Below are 21,304 nucleotides of genomic sequence, written 5' to 3'. Positions count from 1 at the left end.
CCCTACGGCCTGTCGATCTCGTCGAGCGCGGTGTCCGGGTGGTGCAGCTCCCGGTCCGCGGCCGGGTCGGCGGGCATCTGCGTACGGCCGGCGCCCGGTCGCGGGCCGGTACGACCGACGGTGATGGTGCGCGGCGCGGGCCGGGACGCCCGGGGCAGGCGTACCCGGAGCAGGCCGTGGTCCATCACCGCGTCGATCCGGTCCGGGTCCACGCGGGACGGCAGGTCCACGCGGTACTCGAAGCCCCGGGTGGTGAACCCGCCAGCGATGCCGTGGTCGGCGTTCACCTCGGCCTCCGACCGGGCACGTACGCACAGCTCCCGGTCGTCCAGCTCGACGGCGACCTCCTCCGGCGCCACTCCGGGAAGCCGGACGACCACCTCCCAGCCGTCGGCCGTCTCGGCCAGATCCACGTCCTGGCTGCCGGACCGTCCGCCGACCAGCCGGCTCAGCTCGGAGCGCAGCGACTGGAGCTCGCCCATCGGATCCCAACCCTGCTGGCGGCCACGCCAGCCCCGTCCGCTGCCCTGTTCGGTCATCGCGCGTCTCCGATCCGCCGTGTCGCCGAGGGGGGTCGCAGCGAGCTGGGCGCGTTCAGATCGTGCTCCGGGTCGACGCCGACACCGAGCCGGTCCACCAGTTCACCGCCGAGCCAGGCGCTGACGCCGAGGATCGCCAGGGCGACCACTTCGATGGCGATCAGCGCGCCGCCGGCCGCGCGGGAGTCGGCGTTGAGCCGGACCGCCCAGACCGCGGCGAACAGCAGGATCACCGCCACGTTGGCGGCGGCGTGGGTGACACCGACCCGCTTGGCGCGGGTGCCGGCCGGCAGGGCGAGCAGGTCGAACGCCCCGGCCGCCGCGGCCAGCAGGCCGCCGATCAGACCGACCGTGATGTTCCAGTACGCGACCTCGGCCAGGAAGCCGGGCCCGCCCACGGTGTCCACCACATCGAAGATCACCGCGGTCACGAAGAGCGCCACCGGGAACATCACGAGCATCGGATGCACGGGATGGCCGAGTACCTTCAGTCGGCTCTCCATCTCGGCCTCCATCCGTCACGTCCGGACGCACGCTGCGAACCGGTCCCTACCCGCCGGTCCCGGGGGCAAACCGGCACTCGACGCGTCTCCTAGGCTGACAGTGGCGGAAACCAGCCCGTCGCGGGCCGGAACCGTCGTGACGATCAACGGACGGGGGAGGAAGACGTGACGACCCGGGAGATCACCAGCGAGGCCGAGCTACGCGAACTGATCGGCACACCGATGCCGCGGGCGGCCGCCAAGGACCGCCGTACGCTGCACGAACGCGACCGGGAGTGGCTCGCCGCCTCGCCGTTCTGCCTGATCGCCACCGCCGGCGCGGACGGCACCTGCGACGTCTCCCCCAAGGGAGACCCGCCGGGCTTCGCGCTGGTGCTCGACGACACCACGATCGCGATTCCGGAGCGGCCCGGCAACCGGCGGGCCGACGGCTACCGCAACATCCTGGCCAACCCGCACGTCGGGTTGATCTTCCTGATCCCCGGCCGCACCGACACGCTGCGGATCAACGGCCGGGCCCGGCTGATCTCCGACGCGCCGTGGTTCGCCGGCATGGAGGTCAAGGGTCACCGGCCGCTGCTCGCGGTCGAGGTCGCGATCGAGCAGATCTTCTACCACTGCGCGAAGGCGTTCCTGCGCTCCGAGCTGTGGCAGCCGGAGACCTGGCAGCCGGACGTGCTGCCGACGCGGGCCCGGCTGATCAAGGAGGTGGAGGCCCCGGCGGAGAGCCTGGCCGACCTGGAGCGCCACTACGGCCCGGCCTACCTGGAGACGCTCTACCGCTGACCGCTGACCGCTGACCGCGTCGGCGCCGAGCGGTGCGCTTGCGTCAGCGCCGGACGTTGCGCTTGCGTTTGCCCCGGCCGGTGTAGGGGCGGCCGTCTCCGACCGGTGCCGACGCCACCGGGCGCGGCCGGTCGGGGCGCGCCGCGTCGCGGCCTGGCCGGGCGGCGCGGTCATGACCCGCCCGGCCGGCGCGGTCGCCTGGTCGGGCGGCGCGCCGGATGCGGGACAGCGTCAGCACCACGCCGGTGCCCAGGGCGGCCAGCCCGACCGCACCGAGTACGCCCTGCACGCGCCCGCGATGCCCGCTGAGCTGCCCGAAGTCGGTGACGAAGTCGCCCGGGTCCGCCGGGTTGACCCAGATCGGCACCTCGGTGCCCGCCGCCCGGCACACCTCGAAGCAGGCCACCTCCTGCGCGTGCGTCCGGCCGTCGACCACGTAGCTGAAGTACATGGTGCTCGACGAGGAACCCTTGTTACCGCCACTCTCGGTCACCTGGTCGACCACCGTCGCCCGGGCGGGCGTACCCCGCTCGCGCAGCGTCACCGCCCAGTCGTCGAGCGCCGACTGGGTGTGGAACGGCAGCCAGAGCAGGGCGGCACCGGCGACCGCCAGCAGCGCGTACGCGAGACTGAGCCAGAGCGGCCGACGCATGATCACGCCGCCATCGTGACCGGGCGCCGCAACCCCCGCCGAGCTACCCGGCCGGGCTGAAGCGCGCCGGCACGCCGACGTCGGACAGGGCGCGGGCGAGGTGCGGCGCGGTCGTCTTCACGTACGCCGCGCCGATGTGCGAGCCACCCCGGTAGATGAGCACGTTGCCGAACACCACAGGGCACCTGTCGGTCGGGCAGACGGCGTCGAACAGGTCGATCATCTTGACCTTCGGCGCGCCGGACACCGCCTGCCGCTGCATCCGGTACGCCGGGTCCTGGTCGTGCCGCTCCCTGTCGAACGCGCACCGGGACAGGCGCTTGCGGTTCTTGTCGGCGCACGTCACCGCCGGGCCGGGGCCCGGGTTGTTGGCGAGCACGACGACCTGCGTGCCCACGGCGTCGAGCTTCTTCCACGCGGACCGGACCCCGGCGACCATCGCCTCGACCGTCGGCTCCTCGGCGTCACTGTCGAAGGCGCGCGCCGCGCCCTGCGAGGTGACCAGGTAGTCGGGCCGCTCCTCGACCAGTTTGCGCATCAGGGACCGGTTCCAGTCGATGCAGTCGGTGTAGAGCTTGCTCGGGTCGTCCGCCCGGACCGCCGGCGCGCTGGTGAACGGGCACGACGCCTTCGCGGCGATCAGGATCTTCCAGTCGTTCTGCTCGGCCAGCACCTGGAACGCGGGCAGCCACTGGTCCATCTTCGAGTCGCCGACGAGCGCGACGGTGGTGGCCGCGTTCGGGTTGCCGTACGTGCAGGACAGCACCTCGGCGCCGTCGACCTGCTGGAAGCACTTGTCCCGGTTGGTGTCGGGCACGTCCATGAAGCCCTGCCGGATCTGCAGCGGATCCGGTTTGATCACGTCGAACCGCTCCGGGACCGGGCCGATCGGGGCGGTACCGGGCGCCGTCGACAGCAACGCGGCCCCCGGGGCGTACTGGCCCTTGGTGGTGGTCGCGGCGGCGGCCCACGCGCCCATCAGCACCAGGACCATGCCGGCGCAGATGCCGACGAGCGTGAAGTTGCCGCCCAGGCTCAACGCCAGACGCGGCGACGTGGAGATCTTCCGCGAGTAGCGCAGCGGGTTCTCCACCAGCCGGAACGTGATCCAGGCCGGGATCACCGAGGCGAGCGCCACCAGCAGGCCCTCGGTCAGCGACAGGTCACCGAAGTGCGCGGCGGCCACCACGAGCATCGGCCAGTGCCACAGGTACAGCGAGTACGACAGGTCACCGATCCATTGGAACGGACGCGTGCCGAGCACCATCACCGGGCCGCGGGGGCCCGCTGCCGCGCCGGCCGCGATCACCGCCGCCGCACCGAGCGTGGGCAGCGCCGCCGCGTACCCCGGCCATGCGGTCTTCCCGCTGACCAGCAGCGCCGCCGCGACGATCGCGGCGAGGCCGAGCCATCCGAGGACGACCGCGACGGACCGGGGCATCCGGGCGGCGCGGACCGCCAGCAGCGCGATGGCGGCGCCGACCCCGAGTTCCCACAACCGCGTGGTGGAGACGAAGAACGCCCGCTGCGGCGAGTTCGCCGTCTCGACGATCGACCAGACGAACGACGGCACCGCCAGCACCGCGAGACCGACCCACAGGACCGGCCGTACGTTCGCCCGCCGGAGCTTGCGCGCGGCGAGGATGGCCAGCACGATCAGCAGCGGCCAGAGCAGGTAGAACTGCTCCTCCACGGCGAGCGACCAGAAGTGCTGGACCGGCGACGGCGCGACGTCCTCGGCCAGGTAGTCGACTGCGCGGTCGGCGAACCGCCAGTTCACGATATAGGTCGCCGCGGCGGCGATGTCGCCGCCGACGCCCTGCCACTCACTCCGGGGTACGAACAGCCGGACCGCGACGGCGGTGGCCGCCAGCACCACGGTGGCGGCGGGCAGGATGCGCTTGGCCCGGCGCGCGTAGAAGCCGACAAGCGAGACCCGGCCGCTGCGCTCGATCTCCGAGATGAGCTGCCCGGTGATGAGGAAGCCGGAGATCACGAAGAAGACGTCGACGCCGACGAAGCCACCGGGGATGAACGGCAGCCCGGCGTGGTAGAGCAGCACCAGCCCCACGGCGACGGCCCGGAGCCCGGCGACGTCGGCCCGGAACCGGCTCGGCGTCGCCTCCCTGCCCGGCTCGCGCGCGGTCGCCGTACCGCCCGGCTCCTCGGAGGGTGCACCTTCCCGATCGGCAACCTTCGTCAACGGCGGGGAAGTCATCGCGATCCTCAAACTCTGCGGCTGGGGGCGAGGGAACGATAGCGGCTGGTCACTCGGCGGGACAATCGCGCCGCGTCACCACCTCACCGGCGCGTGGCCTCGAAACCTGATGCGGTTGAATCGGCTGCGTGGCGAAGACCCTGACGATCACCACCCGCAACGCGAGCTTCCAGCAGTGGCAGGCGCTGCTGACCAACCGCACCAAGCGGCAGCGTACGGGGGAGTTCCTGGTCCAGGGGGTACGCCCGATCACCGTGGCCCTGGAGCAGGGCTGGGAGATCCGCGCGCTCCTGTACCCGGACCGGCAGCCGCTGTCCCGCTGGTGCCGTGACCTGCTCGACCGCGCCGACGCCCGGCGGGTCGCGCTCGCGCCGGAGCTGATGCGGGAACTGAGCGGCAAGGAGGAGGAGTCGCCCGAGCTGCTCGCAGTGGTGGCGCAGCCCGCCGACGACCTGGCCCGCATCCCGGCCGGGCCGGCGATGCTCGTGGTGGTCTTCGATCGCCCCAAGACCCCTGGCAACATCGGCACGCTGGTCCGCTCCGCCGACGCCTTCGGCGCATCCGGCGTGATCATCACGGGCCACGCCGCCGACCCGTACGACCCGAAGGCGGTCCGGGCCAGCACCGGGTCGCTGTTCGCCGTACCGGTGGTGCGCGTCGCCGGCCACCGCGACGTCCTGGACTGGGTCGCCGCGGTGCGCGCGGACGGACTTCCGCAGGTCCAGATCATCGGTACGGACGAGCACGGCGACGTCGACGTCGCCGCGCACGACCTGACCGGCCCCACTCTCCTGCTCATCGGCAACGAGACGCACGGACTCAGCAAGGGCTGGCAGGAGGCCAGTGACCGGACCGTACGCATCCCGATCGTGGGGGCGGCGAGTTCGCTTAACGCGGCGGCGGCCGGGACGGTGGCGCTGTACGAGGCCGCCCGGCAGCGCGCCGGGCGCCGGTAGCGGGCGCGCCGCCACCGGGGCGCCCGGCGCTCCCCTGTCGGTCGGCGCGCTCCTCTATCCGGACGGGCGAGTGGACGCCCGCTGCGAGGCCGCCTGCCGGTGGGCAGCGCTGCCCTCCCGGTAGAACAGGTAGCCGCCGTGGTGCAGGACGTCGCCGTCGAAGCGGCCATCGGCGGTGAACCCGCTGTCGTCCCAGTAGTCGATGTGCTCGCCGGTCACCTCGTACCGGCCGGTGTAGGCGCTCGCCCGGTCGCCACGCGCCTCGTCGTACCGGCCGTCGGGCAGCAGCTCCTGCCGGATGTAGCCGTCGGCGGTGACCCACATCCCGACGTACGGATGGACGGTCCCGGAGGCCGGGGGCCGCGCCTGCGTCGCGGACGGCGCGGACCGCGGCGCGGGCGGTGTCTCCGTGCCGCAGGCGGTGAGCGCCGCCGTCAGGAAGACGGTGGCGGCCTTGCGGTGGTTGGTGCCGGACATGTCAGCCTCGCTGCCGGGTCGGACGGATGATGATCTCGTTGACGTCCACGTCCGCCGGCTGGTCGACGGCGTACGAGATGGCCCGCGCGATCGCGTCCGGCGAGATCGCGTTCCGGCGGTACTCCCGCATCGCCTCCCGGGCCACCGGGTCGGTGATCGACTCGGCCAGTTCCGACTCGACGACGCCGGGCGTGATCGTGGTGACCCGCAGGCTCGGATCGGCCTCCAGTCGCAGACCCTCGGTGATCGCCCACGCCGCGAACTTCGTCGCCGAGTACACCGCGGAGGTCGGCACCACCTCGTGCGCGCCGACGGAGGCGACGGTGATCAGGTGGCCACTGCCCTGTCGCTGGAAGACCGGCAGGACGGCCGCGATGCCGTGCAGCAGACCCCGGACGTTGACGTCGATCATCCGGTCCCACTCGTCCACCAGCAGGGCGTCGAGCCGGGACAACGGCATCAGACCCGCGTTGTTGACGAGCACGTCGACCCGCCCGAACTCAGCCACTGCGCTGCCGACGAACGCCGCGACGTCCTCACGGTCGGCCACGTCGAGCCGCCGTACCCTGATGTTGTCGTGCCGTTGGGCGAGCGCGGCGAGCCGCTCGCGGCGCCGCGCGCCCGCGACCACGGCGTGCCCCTCGGCGGCCAGACGCAGCGCGGTCGCCTCACCGATCCCGCTGCTCGCGCCCGTGACCAGAACGACCTTCTGTGTGGATTCCATGACTCCACGGTGCGGAGTACGGCCTGCTGCAACCAGGGTGCGTCACACCCCGGCTGAGGCTCCTGGCGGCCGGTCGGCCGCGGTTATGTTGGGGTGGTGGACGGCAGCAATCCGCTCGGCGAGTTCCTGCGTGCCCGGCGTGAGACGACCAGTCCGGCGGAGGCCGGCATCGTCTCCTCGGGCCGGCGCCGCACGCCGGGTCTGCGGCGCGAGGAGGTCGCCCAGCTGTCCGGGGTCAGCACCGACTACTACGCGCGCCTGGAGCAGGGGCGGGAACAGCATCCGTCGGAACAGATGCTGAACGCCCTGGCCCGCACCCTCGGGCTCGACGCCGAGGAGGCGGCGCATCTGCACCTGCTGGCCAGGATCGGCCGCAAGCCTGTCCGCCGGGGTACGCGGGAGACCGTCCGGCCGAGCCTGCTGCGCCTGATGGACGGCTGGCTGCACACACCCGCGCTGATCATCGACCGCAGGATGGACGTGCTTGCTGCCAACCGGCTCGGACGCGCCCTGTTCGCCCAGGTGTTCGAGGCCGACGAGCCCAACCTCGTCCGGTTCGTCTTCCTCGACCCGGCGGCCCGCTCCTTCTATCCCCACTGGGACCGGGTCGCGCGGTCCAGCCTGGGCGCGCTGCGGGCCGCCGCGGCCGACATGCTCGACGACGCGCGGCTCACCGAACTGGTCGGCGAACTCTCGCTGAAAAGCCCGGAGTTCCGCCGGCTGTGGGCCCGTCACGACGTACGGGGAAAGACGCACGAGGCGAAGCTGTTCCACCATCACGACGTCGGCGAGCTGACCCTCACGTACGACTCGCTCACCGTCGCCGGTGCGACGGGCCAGCAACTGGTCGTCTACCAGGCCGAGCCGGGCAGTCGTTCGGCGCAGGCCCTGGCGCTGCTGGGGACGGTGGCCGCCGAACTGCCCGCTCCGGGCAGAACGGCCCGTACGGCCTCGTAACGGCCTCTACAGCCGACGTGCCACCGGTGATCCCGACTGTTCTCCTGATGGGATTTCCCAGCGGCGCGAGGACGATCATCCGATGCGACAGGAGCATCCGCGGCACGTACCCGATCGCGCCGACCCGGGCAGATGGGCGGTCGCCCGCTGGCGGCGCGCCCTTGCGATTCTCGCGCCGCTGGTCGCCGCGGTGCTCGGCGCCGCGATGGCCACGCAGTGGGAGGTCGGCGGCGGCCGAGCCGTCAGCTCTCTCCCCGCTCCGGCGCGATGGATGGCCGAGAACCTGCCGTTGTTCGACGCTGGGGAGCCGGCGTGGATCTGGCGTGGGCCCTTCTTCGTGTCGGTGCTGCTGACGCTGCCGCTCGTCTGGACGGTGACCGGCCACGCCACCGCGACGCCTCGGCGCCTCACGCGGTACGGGCTCCTCGCCGCGGCCATCGCGATCGGCCTGGAATACAACAGCCCCGGGTACGGGTGGATTTTCGACCTCCTGGCCCTGCTGACGGCGCTGGTGGGCACCGTCTGGTGTGGCCTGCAGGGGCTGCGACGCGGTGTGCTGCCACGCCGCGTCGCGTGGGCGCTCGTCGCGGCACTGCCGTTGACGCCACCGGCCGGTTTCCTCACGTTCTGGTACCTGCCGCCCGGTCTGACCATGGGCATACTGCTGGCCTGGGCGGCTGCCGCAGGCTGGTCCGGCCGGCCGCGTTCGCGGACCGGCACCCCGTCGGTGGAGGGATGATCGGCCCTCGGAAACGGCGAAGCCCAGGCCGATGACCTGGGCTTCTGTACCGAGCCGCCTGACGGAATCGAACCGTCGACCTACGCATTACGAGTGCGTCGCTCTAGCCGACTGAGCTAAGGCGGCAACGATCGCCAAGTGTACGGCACTCCCTGCCGGAAGCCGAACCGGATCCCCCACCCCCGAACCCGGACACCCGACCACATCCGCCCCGCTACGGGAGAGACTTCGCGCCCGGTCCGGACTACCCTGCGGCGGGTGACCGACGAACCGCCGCGACCACCGGCTCCCGAGGCGCATCCCGGCGAGCGGGCCACCCGCCGCCCCCGCAGCATCGACCCCCGGGAGCTGGGTTTCACCCCGCGCCGGCCGGTGCCCTGGCTCGCGCCGCTGCTGCTGATCAGCACCGGCCTGCGGACGTTGCTGGCCATGCTGTTCGGGGCGTACCTGGACAAGCGCGAGTTGCAGAACGCGTTCGGCGACGGCACGTTCCGGCAGGTCGGGCCGGACGGCGGGCTCTGGCTCGACTACGTGGCCGACCTGGGTGACGGCTTCGACGCCACGTACTCGGTGGCGTACCTGCTCGCCCAGCCGGAGCTGACAGTGGACGGCCATCGCCTTCCCCGCGCGCAGACGCTGGTGATGGGCGGCGACCAGGTCTACCCGGCGGCGGGCTACGAGGCGTACGAGGACCGCTGCAAGGGCCCGTACCAGTCTGCGCTGCCGGTCGCCCCGCCGGAGCAGCCGACGCTGTTCGCGGTGCCTGGCAACCACGACTGGTACGACGGGCTGACCGCGTTCCTGCGCCTGTTCGTGCGCACCCGGGACCGGCACTTCGGCGGCTGGGGCACCGGCCAGTCCCGCTCGTACTTCGCCGTCGAGCTGCCGGCCGATTGGTGGCTGCTCGGCCTCGACGACCAGTCCGGCTCGTACCTGGACGACCCGCAGCTCACGTACTTCGACGAGGTGGCCCGCAAGCTCACCCCGGAGTCCAAGGTGATCCTGGCGGTGCCGGCACCGACGTGGGTCAAGGCCGTCGACCACCCCAACGCGTACGACTCGATCGACTACTTCATCCGTACCCTCGTCGCACCGACCGGGGCGCAGGTGCGGGTGCTGATCTCCGGCGACCTGCACCACTACGCCCGCTATGCCGGGACGGACCGGCAGCTCATCACGTGCGGCGGTGGCGGCGCCTACCTCTACCCCACGCACCGGCTGCCCGAGAAGCTTGAGGTGCCGCCGCGTGACACGCTGACCCGCCGGGCCAGCAACACCCAGGAGTACGACCTTGCCGCGCGCTACCCCGACAAGGCGCGCTCCCGCCGGTACGGCTGGGGGATCTTCGCCCGGCTACCGTTCCGCAATCCAGGCTTCACCACGCTGCTCGGCACCCTGCACACGCTGCTGATGCTCGCGATGGCCGGGGTGGCGGTGCAGCGGGTGGGCACCACCGAGCAGCGCCTGTTCAGCGTCCCGCTGGCGATCATGCTGGTGGTGGCGATGATGGGCGCGGTGTTCTTCGCCAAGCCGCCCACGGCGGGCGGGAAACGGCACGCCCGGCACTGGATCCTCGGGGTGGTGCACGGGCTGGCCCAGATAGCGCTCGCCGCCGGGGGAACGTGGGTCTGGTTGCAGCTGCCGTTCTACGACTGGCCGTGGCCGATGCCGGCGGTCGCCGCGGTGGTGCTCTACGGGCCGGTGAGCGGGCTGGTGGCCAGCCAGCTCGTGGCGCTCTACCTGCTGGTGGCTGGAGCGTTCGGGGTGAACCTGAACGAGTTGTTCGCGGCGCAGGGCATCGAGGATTCGAAGGCGTTCCTGCGGTTCCGGATCGACAGGGACGGCACGCTGACGATCTACCCGATCGCCGTCGACAAGGTGTCCCACGACTGGCAGTTGAACCCCGACCAGTCCCCCACCGCCTCCTGGCTGACCCCGAAGACCCCCCTGACCCCCCGCCTGGCCGAGCCCCCCATCGTCATCCGCTGACCCCACCCGGCACACACCCGGACCTCACTCCGTTGATCATGAAGTTGGCGGCGAAGTCGATCACCATTTCGACCGCTAACTTCATGATCGACGAGAAAGACCGGGAGAGGGAGGGAGGGCAGCGGGTCAGGGCTGGGGGTAGTACTGGTCGTGGGCCTGCCTGGGGCCGCACACCGACGCCCGGGAGCACATCGAGCGGGAGCCGTCCGCGTCCAGACGGACCGTCACCGCGTCGCGCGGGACACTGTGGCCGACCACCTTGCCCTCGCCCTGCGGCGTGGACACCCGGCTGCCGACCGCCGGGGCCGACTCCTGGAACTTCTGGTACAGCGGGTGCTCGTACTTCAGGCAGCACATCAGCCGCCCGCACGCCCCGGAGATGCGCAACGGGTTGAGCGGCAGGTCCTGGTCCTTCGCCATCCGGATGGTCACCGGCTCGAAGTCGGTCAGGAACGTGGCGCAGCACAGGTCACGACCGCAGGAACCGATGCCGCCCTGCACCCGGGCGGAGTCGCGGGCGGAGAGCTGCCGCAGCTCGACCCGGCAGTGCAGCGTGGCGCCCAGGTCGCGGACCAGCGAGCGGAAGTCGACGCGGTGCGGCGCGGTGAAGTAGATGGTGGTGCGGTCACTGCCGTTCTCGGGCGTGGCCAGGACGTGGTCGACGGCGACCACCTTCATCGGCAGGCCGTGTTCGCGGATCAGCCGCTTGGCGGCGACCTTCGCCTCGGCCTTGCGCCGGCGCAGCATCTCGTCGCGGCGCAGGTCGTCGTCGCCGGCGATCCCGGCCAGTTTCGGGAAGCTGTCGGTGTCCTCGCTGACCCACTGCGCGGCCCACACGCACTCGGCCACCTCGGGCCCCTCGTCGGTGGGCACCAGCACCCGGTCGCCCACCTGCGGGCGTAGCTCGCCCGGGTCGAGGTAGTAGAGGCGCCCGTACCGGTTGAAGCTGACCGCGCAGAGCATGCCCATACGCCACACCCTACGCGGATCGACGACCGCCGCACGGCGCACCTGTCGCCGCCCGGTCACCCACCGCAGCGATCATCGACGTCGACCCGGCCGAACCGGCCCCATCGCCTCGCCCGGACGGCTGAATCTCCGTGGGGCCCCTGACAAACACCGCCCGGGCGCGTTGAGTGAAGGCATACCTGCGGGGGGTGCAGGAAGGCCACGGCGTCGCCGCCGTCACCCGGCCACGGCCGGATCGGCGCGCGACGCCGTGGGCCGTCAGTAGCCGATCCGGGTGGTGCCGCCGTAGCGCGGTGCGGTGGTGGCGCGGTCCCGCCACTGTGTCTCGGCCAGGCTCGGCCCCCATTGGCGCAGCAGCGTCTCGGCGCCGTCGTAGGCCACCCCGAGCACACCCAGGACCCTCGTGGCGATCTCGGCCGCGGCCCACGCCCCGGCCCGTCCGGCCTCGGCGCCGGGCCTCGTCGCCGCGTGCACCGCGACCGCCTCGGCCGAGCCCAGCACCTCGGCCAGTGCCCGGGCCAGCGCGGCCCGGCTGCCCTCCACCCAGCCGGCCAGCGCGTCGGCGTAGCCCGCCGTCGACTCCAGCCGCCCGACCAGGCTCTCCGGCCCCTCGTCCAGGTGCCGCAGCAGGGCGGCACGTGCCTCGTCGTACGCCGACGCGGCGGCACCGGACCAGGCGACCTGGTCGGCCAGCAGCGCGCAGGTGTCGTCGTACCCCCGGACGAGCCGGCGCACGGCGTGGCCGGCGCCGGTCAGCGGCGCGGGATGCAGGTCGAGGAACTCGCGCACGGCCGCGCCGGGAAGCACCTGCATGCGGCGCAGCAGCGGCCAGAGCCGGTGCCCCTCGGGCGCACCGGCGGCCAGCAGCGTGTCGACGCGGGCGAGCAGGTCGAGCCCCGGCTCGGCGAGGCGGTCGAGCGCGTCCATCAGGCCTCCCGGGCCAGCCGCCGGGCGACCGCGTCGTCGGCGGCGGCGTAGCGGTCGGCGGCGCTGCGCAGCGCCGCCGCGGCGGCGGCGAGCCGGACGGCGGCGGCCTGCGCCTCGCGCGCCCGGTCGGCTGTGGCAAGGGTCCACTGGCGGTGCAGTGCGCGGCCCACCTCGCCGGGGCGGCCGGTGGCGTGCGCGCCGAACGCGGGATGCGGCGGGTCGGTGGCGGTCACCGTGCGGGAGAGGGTGGCGAGGGTCGCGCCCGCCTCGTCGAGACGGGCGGCCAGGGCACGCAGCGTCTCCATGTCAGGCCCCCGCCAGCGGCCGGTAGGCCGCGAACGTCTCGTTGTGCAGCTTCTCCCGCGCCCACTGCGCCGCGTCGGCGGCGGCGGTGACGGCGGCCTGCACCGAACCGGCGACGTCGCGCGGGCTGCGGTGGTGCAGCGGGCCGAGGAAACGCACGTCGGTGATGCGTCCGCCGGCGGTCACCACCACCTCGACGAGCCCGTCGGGTGAGCGGACGGTGACCTCGACCGTCGCGACCGCCTGGTCGAACTCGGCCTGCAGGTTCTCGATCCGGCGGTAGCGCCGCACCGCCTCCTCGATCCAGGCCTCGTCGATCTCGCCCCGCGGCATCGGCGGACTCCTCCCGGCCGGTCCGGCCTTCACTGAGCGTGCCGCCTCGGTCACCACGGCATCACCGGACCGTACCGCACGCCAATCGCGCGTGTCGATGCCCTGTGGACAGTGCGGAAGGGGTCGGCTCAGCCGCGCCAGAGGGCCAGCATCATCGCCTCCACCGCGATCCGCGGCTTGACGTTGGCCTCGATCGCCGCGCGGCACTCCAGCACCGCCTCCAGGCGGCGCAGCGAGCCCTCGGCGTCCCACTTCTGCGCGCCCGCCGAGGCGAGCGACGCGGTGTCGGTGTGCACCGGGGCGACCGGCGCCCGCAGCGCCATGACGATCGCGTCCCGGTAGAACCCGGCCAGGTCGACCAGGGCCCGGTCGAGCGCGTCCCGCTGGGCGCGGGTGGCACGCGACTTCTGCCGCTTCTCCAGATCCTTGAGCTGACCGGCCGCGCCGCGCATGGCGCCGGCCGCGCCCCGGCCGGTGCCGCCCGCGCCGAGCGCGGTCTGCAACGCCGTACGCTCCGCCTCGTCGATCTCCGCGACGGACGCGGCGGCCTCCGCCTCGGCGGCCTCGATGAGCGCCGAGGCCGCGTCGAACGCCGCGCCCACGCCGGTCAGCCGACGCGGTACGGCGAGCACCGCGTCACGCCGCTGCCGGGCCTCCGGGTCGCGGGCGAGCCGCCGGGCCCGGCCCACGTGCCCCTGCGCCGCCGCGGCGGCCCACTCGGCCACGTCCGGCGCGATGCCGTCACGGCGGACCAGCACCTCGGCCACCGCTGCGGGGGGCGGCTGCCGCAGGGGTACGACGCGGCAGCGCGACCGGATGGTCACGGAGATGTCGTCCGGGTGGGTGGACGGGGCGCAGAGCAGGAAGACGGTACGCGGCGGCGGCTCCTCGATCGCCTTGAGCAGCGCGTTGCCGGCGGCCTCGGTGAGCCGGTCGGCGTCCTCGATGATCACGATCTGCCACCGGCCGCCGGACGGCGCGCTGGCCGCCCGCAGCACCAGCGCGCGCATCTCGTTGACGCCGATGGACAGGCCCTCCGGCACCACGAGGCGGACGTCCGCGTGGGTGCCGGTGAGCGTGGTGTGGCAGCCGGGGCAGGTGCCGCACCCGGTGCCGTGCACGCACTCCAGGGCGGCGGCGAACGCGCGGGCGGCCACCGATCGGCCCGATCCGGGCGGCCCGGTGAAGATCCAGGCGTGGGTCATGCCGGCGCCCGGATCGGCTGGCGCCGGACCCGGGTCGCCGTCGTGCTCCTCGGCGAGCGCGTCGAGGTCGTCGTACCCGCCCGCGGGGGACGTCACCGGCGCGCGCAGCAGGGCGGCGGCCGAGGCGGCGGCCCGCCGCAGCATGGCCACCGCCTCGTCCTGCCCGACCAGATCGCCGAAGACGTCGGTCATCGTCGGGGTTGCTCCATCGTCACCAGCTCCGCGTCGGATAACTCGGGCTGGACCGAGGTGTCCGGGCCCTGCGCCGGACGGGGGTGCACGATGCCGGCCGGATCGGCGAGCAGCTCGCCCACCCGGCGGGCGACCGCGTCGGCGGTCTCGTCGATCGGGCGGGACGCGTCGAGCACCAGGTAGCGCTTCGGGTCGCCGGCGGCGAGGTCGAGGAAGGCGTACCGGACCCGCTCGTGGAACGTCAGCGACTCGGCCTCCAGCCGGTCGGTGCCCTCGGCGCGGTCCTCGACCCGGCTCAGGCCGGTACGCGGCTCGACGTCGAGCAGCACCACCAGGTCGGGCTTGAGGCCGCCGGTGGCCCAGGAGGAGAGCCAGGAGACCTCGTCCACCGGAAGCGTCCGGCCGGCGCCCTGGTAGGCGAGCGACGAGTCGACGTACCGGTCGCTGATCACCACAGCGCCGCGTACGAGCGCCGGGCGGACGACTGTGGCCACGTGGTGCGCCCGGTCGGCGGCGTAGAGCAGCGCCTCGGCGCGCGGCGACGGCGCCTCGCCGGGAGTGGTGCCGAGCACCAGGGAGCGGATCCGTTCGCCGACCGGCGTGGCACCCGGCTCGCGGGTGACCACCACGTCGCGGCCCTGCGCGCGCAGCCGGTCGGCGAGCTGGGCGAGCTGGGTGGACTTGCCGGCGCCCTCGCCGCCCTCGAAGACCACGAACAGGCCGCTGGAGACGAACGGTTCGGCCGGCATCAGCGGGCGGCCCCGGATCGAGCCCCACAGGTCGGCGAGGACCGGTACGCCCTTCTTGTCGTCCATCTGGCCGAACGCGCTGATTCCGGCGATGATGCCGGCCGCGCCGGCGGCGAGCAGCAGCAGGCGGGTGGAGGAGATGGAGATGCCCAGGTCGGCGATGGTGAGCTGGCGGGAGCCGCCGACGCCGACCAGGAGGCTGCTGAGCGCGATGGCCAGGATCAGCACCAGCCGGGTGCCGATCTGCACCACCGCGAAGACCCGGCCGCGCACCTCGTCGGCCACCTCGCCGCCGAGCAGCGTGGTGCCGGCCAGGAAGGCCATGCCGGCGCCCGCGCCGACCAGGATCGCGCCGAGGATGGCCATCGACAGGTGGATGGCGAACGCGAGCACCAGCACGGAGGCGCTGGCGAGCACGATGCTCATGCCGAACCAGCGGCGGCGGGACATGTCCCGCACGATCATCGGCCCGAGGCCGATGCCGAGCGCCAGGCCGACGAAGATCGCGCCGAAGAGCAGCGAGAACGCGGCATCGCCGGCGCCGAGCGAGTTCGCGAAGAACTTGCCCGTGCCGACCACGATGCCGCCGCCGGCGAACGCGCCGAAGATGCCCAGCACCAGGCCACGCACCAGCGGGGTCTGGCCGATGTATTTCCATCCCTCGGAGAACTGCCGGAACATGCTCTGCTCGGTGCGCTCCGCCTCGGCGCGCTGGGCTTGGCTGATCTCCTTGATCCCGATCGCCACCACGAGCGCGGTGGCCAGGCGGGAGAGGGCGTTGAACCAGAGCGCGAGCTGGGCCGGCTCGGCCCAGTTCGGCAGGTCGCCGCCGAACGCGCCGGGCAGGCCGCGGGTCAGCACGGCCAGCGCGACGGCCGCGGCCACCGGCGTCAGGCCGTACGTGGTGATCAGCGTGAGCTGGTTGGCCGCCTCCAGCCGGGTACGCGGGATGAGGTTGGGGACCGCCGCCTCCTTGGCCGGGATCCACAGCAGGGTGATCGACTCGATCAGGAACGTGGCGATCAGCGCCCAGCCGACCACCAGCCCGCCCGCGGCGCCGGTGAGCGCGTACAGCGGGATCGAGGCGAACAGCACGAAGCGCAGCAGGTCGCAGATGACCATCGTCCACCGGCGGTCGAACCGGTCGGCGAACACGCCGGCCACCGGGCCGAGCACCAGCGCCGGGAGCAGCCGGATCGCGGTCACGCCACCGAACGCGGCGCCCTGGGCGGTGCTGCCGGAGACCTGGGAGGCGGCGAACAGCGCGGTGGCGAGCAGGCCGAGCCAGTCGCCGAAGGAGGCGGCGCTGAGCACGATCCACAGCCTGCGGAACGGCCGGATGCGCAGCACCGAGCGGATGGCGGCGACGCCGGAGTGGTCGGCGGCTGTCCCGGACGACGACACGCCGGGCGACTCGCCGTTGTTCTGGCTTTCGATGGCCGTACCTCCACGTGCCGGCCCAGGTCTGGGCATCCCCGGTGGAACACTCTAGTCGCGCAGGAAGGGTCGTCCCCCGCGACATTCACCTGCTCGCCGAGCCTAGGCCGCCGGGACCACCGCCCGCAGCCCGGACAGACGCGAGGGTATTTCGCATTGCCGTCCAGACAGTTAGCGTGCAGACGTGGCCATCGACCGTGACAAACTTCGCGAGCGTCTCGACCGGGCGACCGCTCACCTCGACCCGCCGTACGCCGTGGTCGACCTCACCGCGTTCGACACCAACGCCGAGGCGCTCGCCGGCCGCTCCGGCGGCAAGCCGCTGCGCGTGGCGAGCAAGTCGGTACGCGTCCGCGAGCTGCTGACCCGGGCACTCAAGCGGCCCGGCTGGCACGGCGTGATGGCCTTCACGCTGCCCGAGGCGCTGTGGCTGGTCCGCTCCGGGGTCAGCGACGACGTGCTCGTGGCGTACCCGACGGCCCACCGGGGCGGCCTCGCCGAGCTGGCCGCCGACCCGGCGCTCGCCGACGCGGTGACGCTGATGATCGACGACACCGCGCAGCTCGACCTGATCGACGCGGTCTGCCCGCCCGCGCGCCGCCCCGCGCTGCGGATCTGCCTCGACCTGGACGCCTCCTGGCGCCCGCTGGGCGGCCGGGTGCACGTCGGCGTGCGCCGCTCCCCGGTGCACAGCGCCACGGCGGCCGGTGCGCTCGCCTCGGCCGTCGCCGGTCGGCCGGGCTTCCGGCTGGTCGGCTTGATGTCGTACGAGGCACAGATCGCCGGCCTCGGCGACGCGCCGCCCGGACAGGCGATGCTCGGCTCGGCGATCCGGGTCGCGCAGCGCGGGTCGTACCGGGAACTGCTCGCGCGCCGCTCGGCTGCGGTCGGTGCGGTACGCGAGCACGCCGACCTGGAATTCGTCAACGGCGGCGGCACCGGCAGCGTGGCCGCCACCAGCGCGGACCCCGCGGTCACCGAGGTCACCGCGGGCTCCGGCCTGTACGGGCCGACGCTGTTCGACGCGTACCGTGCCTGGCGGCCGACCCCGGCGGCGTTCTTCGCCTGCTCGGTGGTCCGTCGCCCGGCACCCGGGCTGGCGACGGTGCTCGGCGGCGGCTGGATCGCCTCCGGCCAGGCGGCGAGCAGCCGGCTGCCGCGGCCCTGGCTGCCGCACGGGCTGAAGCTGCTCGGCGCGGAGGGCGCCGGCGAGGTGCAGACCCCGCTGGCCGGGAAGGCCGCCGACGACCTGCGCGTCGGCGACCGGGTGTGGTTCCGTCACGCCAAGGCGGGCGAGCTGTGCGAGCACGTCAACGAGGTGCACCTGATCGAGGGGGACGCGGTGGTCGCCACCGTGCCGACCTACCGGGGCGAGGGGCACGCCTTCCTCTGAGCCGCCCCGCGGCTCCGCCCACCACGTGACGACGGCGGGCCCCGGCGCACCCGGGAACCCGCCGCTCGGCGTGCCGCTCAGCCCTGGTGGACGGCCTCCGTGGGGGCGTTCACCTGCCGGTGCAGGTACTCCCGGATGAGCGCCTTGGCCTCGACCAGCACCCGCTCGTCGCCGTCGGTGCGGCGGCGGAAGGCCAGCTTGATCAGGGCATCGGCGGCCTCCACCGCGACCTCCAGGTGGAACCGCAGGTCGGGTACACCGGCCAGGCCGAAACGCTCGGTGAGTACGCGGGCGAGCTGCTCCGCGATGACCCCGTTGTTGTCCCGCTGGTCGTCCAGCAGGTGCAGGTCGACCACGTCGCCGAAGTGCAGGGTACGGAAGCCGGGGACGGTGCGGTGCATCGAGATGTACTCGTCGATCGCCGCGTCGACGCCGTCCCACCAGTGGGTCAGGTCGTCCGAGGAGAACCGCTCGTCGAGCCGCTGGAGGTAGGACTCCATGGTGCGCAGCGTCAGCGCCTGCACGATCGCCCGTTTGTCCGGGAAGAACTGGTAGACCGACCCGATCGCCACCTCGGCACGCTCGGCGAGCAGGGTAGTGGTCAGCCCTTCGTACCCCACCTCGTCGACGAGCTCGGCGCAGGCGTCCAGCATCCGCTGGACCCGCGCGACACTTCGACCCTGCACCGGTACCCGACGCAGCGGCCCGGTCGTGGCGGCTGGTGTGGACACTCGGCGCCACCCCCCTTCGACGGATGAACATATCTGCACGTCACGAGTCTGTGACTACCGGTACAACGAGCCGGGCTCGATTGCGGTATTTACCAGGCACAACGTTCCTGATATGAATTCAGTTCATATTCATGTCGAGGAGTGGCCGCGATGACCGGTACCACCGCCACCTGGTCCAACTGGGCCGGCAACCAGCACAGCACCGCGCTCCTCACCGTGCGCCCGCATAGCGTCTCCGACGTGGCCGAGGCGGTGCGCCAGGCCGCGGCGGCGGGCCGGACCATCCGGGCCACCGGCAGCGGCCACTCCTTCACCGCCACCGCCGTCGCCGACGGGCACCGGATCGACCTCGCCGCGCTGGAGACGGACGTCGAAGTCGATGTGGCGCGCCGCCTGGTCACCGTACCGGCCGGGATGACGTTGCACACGCTCAACGAACTGCTCGCCGGGCACGGCCTCGCGATGCCGAACCTCGGCGACATCGACGCCCAGACCATCGCCGGTGCGCTCTCCACCGGCACCCACGGCACCGGCGCGAAACTGGGCTGCCTGTCCACCTTCGTGGCCGGGCTGACGCTCGTCACCGGCACCGGCGAGGTGCTGCGCTGCTCGGCCGAGGAGAACCGCGACGTGTTCGACGCCGCCCGGGTCGGGCTCGGCGCGGTCGGCGTGCTGGTCGAGGTCACGCTGCGCTGCGTGGACGCCTTCGTGCTGCGCGCGCACGAACGCCCGGCCCCGCTCGCCGAGGTGCTCGGCGACCTGCCCGGCCTCTACGACGCGCACGACCACGCCGAGTTCTACTGGTTCCCGTACACCGACCGGGTGCAGGTCAAGACCAACGACCGGGTACCCGCCGACGATCAGCCACTGCCCGGCTGGCGCGGCTGGCTGGACGACGAGTTCCTCTCCAACACCGTCTTCGCCGGCGCCTGCCGCCTCGGCCGCGCCGTACCCGCCCTCGCACCCACTATCAGCGCCGTCTCCGCCCGCGCGCTCACCGAACGCACCTACACCGGCCGCTCCGACCGGGTGTTCTGCACGCCGCGCCGGGTCCGCTTCGTGGAGATGGAGTACGGCCTGCCGCGCGAGGCGCTGCCGACCGCGCTGGCCGAGCTGCGCCGGATCGTGGACCGGTTGCCGTTCAAGGTGCTGTTCCCGGTCGAGGTGCGGTTCACCGCCGCCGACGACATCTGGCTGTCCCACTCGTACGGGCGGGACTCGGCGTACATCGCCGTGCACCAGTACGTGGGCATGCCGTACGAGCCTTATTTCCGCGCGTTCGAGGAGGTGGCGGCGGAGCTGGGTGGTCGCCCGCACTGGGGCAAGCTGCACTGGCGTACCGCCGACTCCCTGGCGGCGGCCTACCCGAGATTCGCCGACTTCCAGTCCGTCCGCACCCGCCTGGACCCCCACAACATTTTCCAGAACCCCTACTTGACCCAGGTCCTGGGCGCCTGAAGATCTTGGTACGAGGACGCCCTTTGAGGGGCGTTTCCGTACCAAGATCTCGGCGGTTGTCCACAGGGACAGCGACGACGGGCGCTGTTCGGGTGAGGTTGCCGGTGTGGAGATGCCAGGGGACGACGCGGGCGAACTGAGCTGGTTGCTCTTCCATCAGGCGCGCGTGCTGGGTGCGGCGCAGGCTCGGCGGTTCCTGTCCGAGAAGGCGGTCCGGCACCGCATCGCCAGCGGGCGCTGGCGGCAGGTGCACCCCAGGGTCTACGTCACGCACGACGGTCCCGTCGGCCCGGATGAGCGACGCTGGATCGCGGTGCTGGCGGCTGGACCGGCCGCGACGTTGGGCGGGCTCACCGCGGCCCAGTGCTGGGGACTCAGGCGCTACGAGAGCCGGCTGGTGCATCTGCTGCTGCCTGCGCGGCACCAGACCCGGGCGCTGCCACCTGGCGTACGGATCCACCGCACCACAGTGCTGCCGTCGGAGGACGTGCTCGCGGTCGGCCGGCCCCGCCGGACCATGCCGGCCCGCTCGCTCGTCGACGCGGCGCAGTGGGCGGCGACCGACGAGGAGGCACGTGCCGTCGTCGCGGCGGGCTTCCAGCAACGCCTGGTGTGGGGCGACGACCTGCACCGGGTGTTGGAACGGCTTCCCCGGGCTCGTCGCCGCCGCCTGATCATGACGACTGCCACCGACGCGGCGGGCGGCGCCCACTCCCTCGCCGAACTCGACTTCCTCGATCTCGTCCGGCGGGCCGGGCTGCCCGAACCGTCCCTCCAGGTCGTGCGGCGGGACGCCACCGGGCGGCGGCGCTACCTGGATGTCTGGTTCGAGCGGTGGCGTGTGCACGTCGAGATCGACGGCGGGCAGCACCTCGACCCGAGGACCGCCTGGGCGGACATGCAGCGGCAGAACGACGTGTGGGCCACCGGTGACCGGGTGCTCCGCTTCCCCGCCTGGGCCGTCCGCAACGACCCCACCCGAGTCGTGACCCAGTTGCGTGCCGCCCTGCGATCCGCGGGCTGGCCGGGCTGAGATCTTGGTACGGACCCGCCCCTGGAAGGGCGCC

Annotated in this window: 21 protein-coding genes and 1 tRNA gene; 8 read left to right on the top strand and 14 right to left on the bottom strand. The window is 72.9% G+C overall.

Going from position 1 to position 21,304, the window contains the following annotated elements:
* Positions 1 to 2: 2 nt before the first annotated feature.
* A complete protein-coding gene (locus OC439_RS23770; protein WP_262015366.1) occupies positions 3 to 539 on the bottom strand; it encodes an Hsp20/alpha crystallin family protein in 537 nt (178 codons plus the stop codon).
* A complete protein-coding gene (locus OC439_RS23765; protein ID WP_262015365.1) occupies positions 536 to 1,042 on the bottom strand; it encodes a DUF2231 domain-containing protein in 507 nt (168 codons plus the stop codon). The genes OC439_RS23770 and OC439_RS23765 overlap by 4 nt, the downstream gene beginning before the upstream one ends.
* Positions 1,043 to 1,207: 165 nt before the next feature.
* Here OC439_RS23765 and OC439_RS23760 point away from each other — a divergent pair, with 165 nt between their 5' ends.
* A complete protein-coding gene (locus OC439_RS23760) occupies positions 1,208 to 1,828 on the top strand; it encodes a pyridoxamine 5'-phosphate oxidase family protein (protein WP_262015364.1) in 621 nt (206 codons plus the stop codon).
* Between the two features lie 43 nt (positions 1,829 to 1,871).
* On the opposite strand, the gene OC439_RS23755 is transcribed toward OC439_RS23760, so the two are convergent.
* Positions 1,872 to 2,480: a DUF3592 domain-containing protein gene (locus tag OC439_RS23755; RefSeq protein WP_262015406.1), complete on the bottom strand. Its 609-nt coding sequence runs from the start codon at positions 2,478 to 2,480 to the stop codon at positions 1,872 to 1,874.
* 43 nt (positions 2,481 to 2,523) lie between these two features.
* Positions 2,524 to 4,698, bottom strand: a complete 2,175-nt coding sequence (locus OC439_RS23750; RefSeq protein WP_262015363.1) for an acyltransferase family protein — start codon at positions 4,696 to 4,698, stop codon at positions 2,524 to 2,526.
* Between the two features lie 128 nt (positions 4,699 to 4,826).
* Here OC439_RS23750 and OC439_RS23745 point away from each other — a divergent pair, with 128 nt between their 5' ends.
* Positions 4,827 to 5,654, top strand: a complete 828-nt coding sequence (locus OC439_RS23745; RefSeq protein WP_262015362.1) for a TrmH family RNA methyltransferase — start codon at positions 4,827 to 4,829, stop codon at positions 5,652 to 5,654.
* A gap of 54 nt (positions 5,655 to 5,708) precedes the next feature.
* On the opposite strand, the gene OC439_RS23740 is transcribed toward OC439_RS23745, so the two are convergent.
* Together OC439_RS23740 and OC439_RS23735 are read right to left on the bottom strand one after the other, a co-directional pair.
* Complete coding sequence (locus OC439_RS23740) at positions 5,709 to 6,131, bottom strand: Atu4866 domain-containing protein (RefSeq protein WP_262015361.1); 423 nt, start codon at positions 6,129 to 6,131, stop codon at positions 5,709 to 5,711.
* Position 6,132: 1 nt separating this feature from the next.
* Positions 6,133 to 6,855, bottom strand: a complete 723-nt coding sequence (locus tag OC439_RS23735) for an SDR family oxidoreductase (protein ID WP_262015360.1) — start codon at positions 6,853 to 6,855, stop codon at positions 6,133 to 6,135.
* Between the two features lie 96 nt (positions 6,856 to 6,951).
* Here OC439_RS23735 and OC439_RS23730 point away from each other — a divergent pair, with 96 nt between their 5' ends.
* Together OC439_RS23730 and OC439_RS23725 are read left to right on the top strand one after the other, a co-directional pair.
* On the top strand, positions 6,952 to 7,812 hold the full coding sequence (locus tag OC439_RS23730; protein ID WP_262015359.1) for a helix-turn-helix transcriptional regulator: 861 nt from the start codon (positions 6,952 to 6,954) through the stop codon (positions 7,810 to 7,812).
* A gap of 82 nt (positions 7,813 to 7,894) precedes the next feature.
* Positions 7,895 to 8,551, top strand: coding sequence for a hypothetical protein (locus OC439_RS23725; RefSeq protein WP_262015358.1), 657 nt, complete (start codon positions 7,895 to 7,897; stop codon positions 8,549 to 8,551).
* Positions 8,552 to 8,603: 52 nt separating this feature from the next.
* Here OC439_RS23725 and OC439_RS23720 read toward each other — a convergent pair.
* Positions 8,604 to 8,677 (bottom strand) — tRNA-Thr (locus OC439_RS23720).
* A 132-nt stretch (positions 8,678 to 8,809) separates the two neighbouring features.
* Here OC439_RS23720 and OC439_RS23715 point away from each other — a divergent pair.
* A complete protein-coding gene (locus OC439_RS23715) occupies positions 8,810 to 10,540 on the top strand; it encodes a metallophosphoesterase family protein (RefSeq protein ID WP_262015357.1) in 1,731 nt (576 codons plus the stop codon).
* Positions 10,541 to 10,666: 126 nt separating this feature from the next.
* Here the strand turns inward: OC439_RS23715 and OC439_RS23710 are convergent, their stop codons facing one another.
* The 6 genes from OC439_RS23710 to tmk form a co-directional block, all read right to left on the bottom strand.
* Positions 10,667 to 11,509 (bottom strand): stage 0 sporulation family protein, encoded by an 843-nt coding sequence (locus OC439_RS23710; RefSeq protein WP_262015356.1) that lies wholly within the window; start codon positions 11,507 to 11,509, stop codon positions 10,667 to 10,669.
* Positions 11,510 to 11,767: 258 nt separating this feature from the next.
* Complete coding sequence (locus OC439_RS23705; RefSeq protein ID WP_262015355.1) at positions 11,768 to 12,436, bottom strand: hypothetical protein; 669 nt, start codon at positions 12,434 to 12,436, stop codon at positions 11,768 to 11,770.
* Entirely contained in the window at positions 12,436 to 12,741 is a 306-nt protein-coding gene (locus tag OC439_RS23700) for a hypothetical protein (protein ID WP_018788783.1), read from the bottom strand. Before OC439_RS23700 ends, OC439_RS23705 begins: the two co-directional genes overlap by 1 nt.
* Before the next feature lies 1 nt (position 12,742).
* The gene (locus tag OC439_RS23695) at positions 12,743 to 13,072 is read right to left on the bottom strand and encodes a YbaB/EbfC family nucleoid-associated protein (RefSeq protein WP_013473591.1); all 330 of its coding nucleotides are present in this window, start codon (positions 13,070 to 13,072) and stop codon (positions 12,743 to 12,745) included.
* 128 nt (positions 13,073 to 13,200) lie between these two features.
* Entirely contained in the window at positions 13,201 to 14,469 is a 1,269-nt protein-coding gene (locus OC439_RS23690; protein WP_262015354.1) for a DNA polymerase III subunit delta', read from the bottom strand.
* Positions 14,466 to 16,691 (bottom strand): dTMP kinase, encoded by a 2,226-nt coding sequence (gene tmk, locus OC439_RS23685; protein WP_262015353.1) that lies wholly within the window; start codon positions 16,689 to 16,691, stop codon positions 14,466 to 14,468. The genes OC439_RS23690 and tmk overlap by 4 nt, the downstream gene beginning before the upstream one ends.
* A gap of 148 nt (positions 16,692 to 16,839) precedes the next feature.
* On the opposite strand from tmk, the gene OC439_RS23680 reads away from it, so the two are divergent.
* Positions 16,840 to 18,048, top strand: a complete 1,209-nt coding sequence (locus tag OC439_RS23680; protein ID WP_262015352.1) for an amino acid deaminase/aldolase — start codon at positions 16,840 to 16,842, stop codon at positions 18,046 to 18,048.
* A 77-nt stretch (positions 18,049 to 18,125) separates the two neighbouring features.
* On the opposite strand, the gene OC439_RS23675 is transcribed toward OC439_RS23680, so the two are convergent.
* A complete protein-coding gene (locus OC439_RS23675; protein WP_030274442.1) occupies positions 18,126 to 18,701 on the bottom strand; it encodes a TetR family transcriptional regulator in 576 nt (191 codons plus the stop codon).
* Positions 18,702 to 18,920: 219 nt separating this feature from the next.
* Here OC439_RS23675 and OC439_RS23670 point away from each other — a divergent pair, with 219 nt between their 5' ends.
* Both OC439_RS23670 and OC439_RS23665 read left to right on the top strand, forming a co-directional pair.
* Entirely contained in the window at positions 18,921 to 20,237 is a 1,317-nt protein-coding gene (locus OC439_RS23670; protein ID WP_262015351.1) for a D-arabinono-1,4-lactone oxidase, read from the top strand.
* A 112-nt stretch (positions 20,238 to 20,349) separates the two neighbouring features.
* Positions 20,350 to 21,270 (top strand): endonuclease domain-containing protein, encoded by a 921-nt coding sequence (locus OC439_RS23665; RefSeq protein ID WP_262015405.1) that lies wholly within the window; start codon positions 20,350 to 20,352, stop codon positions 21,268 to 21,270.
* Positions 21,271 to 21,304 lie beyond the last annotated feature (34 nt).

Source organism: Micromonospora sp. Mcm103, assembly GCF_024519755.1.
Lineage (GTDB): Bacteria > Actinomycetota > Actinomycetes > Mycobacteriales > Micromonosporaceae > Micromonospora > Micromonospora aurantiaca.
Note: the sequence above shows the minus strand (reverse complement) of the source record. Positions and strands in the feature narration are given on the sequence as shown.